Source organism: Paenibacillus farraposensis, assembly GCF_020736845.1.
GTDB lineage: Bacteria > Bacillota > Bacilli > Paenibacillales > Paenibacillaceae > Paenibacillus > Paenibacillus farraposensis.
The window spans coordinates 1-201 of record NZ_JAFFQR010000077.1 but is presented as its reverse complement, the minus strand read 5'-3'; the positions used below and the strand labels follow the sequence as shown (position 1 = coordinate 201).

Below are 201 nucleotides of genomic sequence, written 5' to 3'. Positions count from 1 at the left end.
TCGCCGCTACTGACGGAATCACTATTGTTTTCTCTTCCTCAGGGTACTTAGATGTTTCAGTTCCCCTGGTATGCCTCTCTTCTGCCTATGTATTCAGCAGAAAGTGACTGTCGATGAAGACAGCCGGGTTTCCCCATTCGGACATCCCCGGATCAAAGCTTGCTTACAGCTCCCCGAGGCCTTATCGTTGTTCGCCACGTC

1 rRNA gene is annotated in these 201 nt (G+C 51.2%); it reads right to left on the bottom strand.

Annotated features, from left to right (window positions below):
- A 23S ribosomal RNA gene (locus tag JO375_RS12615) occupies positions 1-201 on the bottom strand; the annotation flags it as partial.